Below are 2,960 nucleotides of genomic sequence, written 5' to 3' on the forward strand. Positions count from 1 at the left end.
GTTGCATAACGCCCGGTTAAGGGGCAGCCAACGCCATTACCAAGCTTCCGCATAACACCGTAACCACAAAAACCAACGCATAATAAAAATGCCGCGCGTTGGCTGTCCCTCTTGAACCGTTTGTTATGGCTAACAACTCACTGATTTATTGGGTAAAACTTTAGAAAAGGTCTATCCGTTCATCTCGACATTCGTAAGAGCCCATTTCGAATTCTCGACAAATCCAAGGGCGATTTTCGTAAATTGTGCACATGAACGTTTCACGATCTAGAGCTGAACACCAACCATCTGACAAACGCAGCATAGTTTCTCCACCCCATTCATCGAATGCAATATGCTGCTCTGGTACACCTGTATCGGTAATGATCATAACCTCCAAACGGCAACAACAAGCATGGCAGTTTGAGCACGATATTTCCGGATTTGATACATTTTTAATTGGGATTGTCATCGAGTTCTTCAGCAAGTTTAATCGCAGAATAGTACTCCAATTTAAACCAATTTACCGACATTAATGATGAACTCAACTTGATAGCCATAACGCCCTGTTAAGGGGTGAGCAACGCAATACCGATGCCGCCGCATACCACCTTAAACACTAAAACCAACGCATAGTGAAAATGCCACGCGTTGCGAATCCCTCTTAAACAGATTGTTATACCCGTGCTCAAGATAGCTGCTTGATCGCAACGACTAAGGCTGCAATACCTACAACTAAGCCTGATAGTTCAAGCCAATGAGTCTTAAACCATACCCTAACTGGATAAGCCAACTTGCTAGCCGCTAAAAAACCTGAATCAGTAAACACAAAATTCATACCATCTCTCTTGATATAGCCCAGTTCATCCATCCTCATAACATAAGCTGCATAGTTAACTTTTGGTATAGATCTTTGCCTATCAACTACTTCAGGCACTTGAACTTCCATGTCACGATCAAAGGCATGAAACTTATATCTGTTTAGATCAAGTACCCCACCATTCTCTTGTTCAACGATACGATGATAGAGAGTAAGCATCACTTTTTTCAGGACTTTTTCACTAACCACATACGATTTCAATACCAACTCCTTTTAAGGGTATAACGCCCGCTTAAGGGGCAGACAACGATACTACCAACTTTCCGCATAACACCGTAAACACTGAAACCAACGCATAATAAAAACGCCACGCGTTGGCTGTCCCTCTTGAAGCGTTTGTTATGAGCCATTTCCCACCAAAAGAAGTTCTAAATCATTGTTTGTTATTGCTTTCAGGTTGAGTGTTATTTTCTCTGAACTCCAATTCCACCACGCAATTTCTAACAATTTATCGACGACATTTGGCTCAAAACGATACTTTAAAATCTTAGCGGGGTTACCACCAACAACGCAATAAGCAGGAACATCTTGTGCCACAACAGACTTACTCGCGACAATGGCACCATCACCAATCGTTATTCCAGGCATAATAGTTGATTCATAACCCAGCCAAACATCATTACCAATTACTGTGTCGCCTTTATAAGGGAGCTCTCCAGCTTGTGGGGTTGAGACTTCCCAACCGTTACCAAAAATGAAAAAAGGATAAGTTGAAAAACCTGACATATTGTGGTTTGCACCATTCATAATGAACTTAACGTCTTTAGCAATAGCACAAAACTTTCCAATCCTTAACTTATCACCAATAAAAGGGAAGTGATAAAGCACATTCCGTTCAAAATTTTCAGGCCCGTCAGGATCGTCATAGTATGTATAGTCACCAACTTCAATATTTGGAGACTTAATATAGTTTTTTAGGTAGCCGATTTGAGGAAATCCTTCCATTGGCTCTTTATTATTTGGATTTGGACCGTACAAATTAAATATCTCCATAATGACTCATAACGCCCGGCTAAGGGGTTGACAACGCATAGCCGAACTCAAAAAACACACAGTAAACACTGAACTTCAATTTTAAACTAAAGTCGCCACGCGTTGGCAATCCCTCTTGAGCCGTTTGTTAGCTGCCTGACGATAAAGCCTAAATTAATAGTGATAACGGCAAGAAATAATCGTGATAGCACTATCATCAACCGCATAAACTAACCTATTCGCATCGTCTATTCGTCGCGACCAAAAACCAGATAAGTTTTCTTTTAGTGGCTCAGGTTTACCTATGCCCTCGAAAGGAGAACGCTTAGCATCCGTGATGAGTTTATTTATACGTTTAAGTGTTTTCTTGTCTTGCGTCTGCCAATAAACATAATCATTCCAAGATTCATCAGTCCAAGATAATAAACGACTACTCATCGATTAAATCTCTTTGGCTCACCTTACCCGCTTTAAATTGAGCAATTGAACGATGTAAGTGCTCAGCATTTGCCGGAGAACGAAGTAAATGAACCGTTTCCATTAAGCTATTGTAATAATCCAGTGACATAACAACGGCATCTTCAGAATCACGACGTGTGATCACGGTTGTATCTGCGTCATTAACAACAGCATCCAAAACGCTCTTCAAGCTATTTCTAGCTTCTGTAAAAGATACAATTCTCATAAAACCTCCACATGTACATTTAATGAGACAAGTATATGACTAAAAAACCAACTTGTACAGCTAATGGAACATGCGAACTTGTAAGCAGCTAACGCCCGGCTAAGGGGTTGACAACGCACCACCGAACTCAAAAAACACACTGTAAACACTAAACTTCAATTTTGTACTAAAGTCGCCACGCGTTGGCAATCCCTCTTGAGCCGTTTGTTAGGCCAACCAATTGACACCGACACTTTCACAACCAAAGAACGAGCTTTTTTGTAAACTTGAAACAAACTAACCGATTCATTTATAAACCAAAATATCAAATCAGCAAAGAAACCAAAAAACTCAAATTTAGCGATTTGGAAGAAAAGTGACGAGCGTAGCATGCTCGGCGGACGTTTGGATGCTGAAGGTTATTTTGCCGCTGAATTCACAGCGAAAAACAACCCAACACGATCA

Annotated in this window: 5 protein-coding genes; all 5 read right to left on the reverse strand. The window is 40.7% G+C overall.

The annotated features are described in order from the left end of the window. Nucleotides 1–160: 160 nt before the first annotated feature. The 5 genes from AACT18_RS00020 to AACT18_RS00045 all read right to left on the reverse strand — a co-directional run bounded on the left by AACT18_RS00020 (nucleotide 161) and on the right by AACT18_RS00045 (nucleotide 2,516). On the reverse strand, nucleotides 161–451 hold the full coding sequence (locus tag AACT18_RS00020) for a YkgJ family cysteine cluster protein (RefSeq protein WP_080536237.1): 291 nt from the start codon (nucleotides 449–451) through the stop codon (nucleotides 161–163). 216 nt (nucleotides 452–667) lie between these two features. After that, on the reverse strand, nucleotides 668–1,060 hold the full coding sequence (locus AACT18_RS00030) for a hypothetical protein (RefSeq protein ID WP_202599022.1): 393 nt from the start codon (nucleotides 1,058–1,060) through the stop codon (nucleotides 668–670). Nucleotides 1,061–1,198: 138 nt separating this feature from the next. Next, nucleotides 1,199–1,852 carry a Vat family streptogramin A O-acetyltransferase gene (locus AACT18_RS00035; protein WP_094125624.1) on the reverse strand — a complete coding sequence of 218 codons (654 nt, stop codon included), beginning with the start codon at nucleotides 1,850–1,852 and terminating at the stop codon, nucleotides 1,199–1,201. A gap of 153 nt (nucleotides 1,853–2,005) precedes the next feature. Continuing rightward, a complete protein-coding gene (locus AACT18_RS00040) occupies nucleotides 2,006–2,269 on the reverse strand; it encodes a Txe/YoeB family addiction module toxin (RefSeq protein ID WP_009836584.1) in 264 nt (87 codons plus the stop codon). Beyond that, nucleotides 2,262–2,516 carry a type II toxin-antitoxin system Phd/YefM family antitoxin gene (locus tag AACT18_RS00045; RefSeq protein ID WP_009836585.1) on the reverse strand — a complete coding sequence of 85 codons (255 nt, stop codon included), beginning with the start codon at nucleotides 2,514–2,516 and terminating at the stop codon, nucleotides 2,262–2,264. Before AACT18_RS00045 ends, AACT18_RS00040 begins: the two co-directional genes overlap by 8 nt. Nucleotides 2,517–2,960 lie beyond the last annotated feature (444 nt).

The organism is Vibrio sp. V04_P4A5T148 (assembly GCF_963875605.1).
GTDB lineage: Bacteria > Pseudomonadota > Gammaproteobacteria > Enterobacterales > Vibrionaceae > Vibrio > Vibrio anguillarum.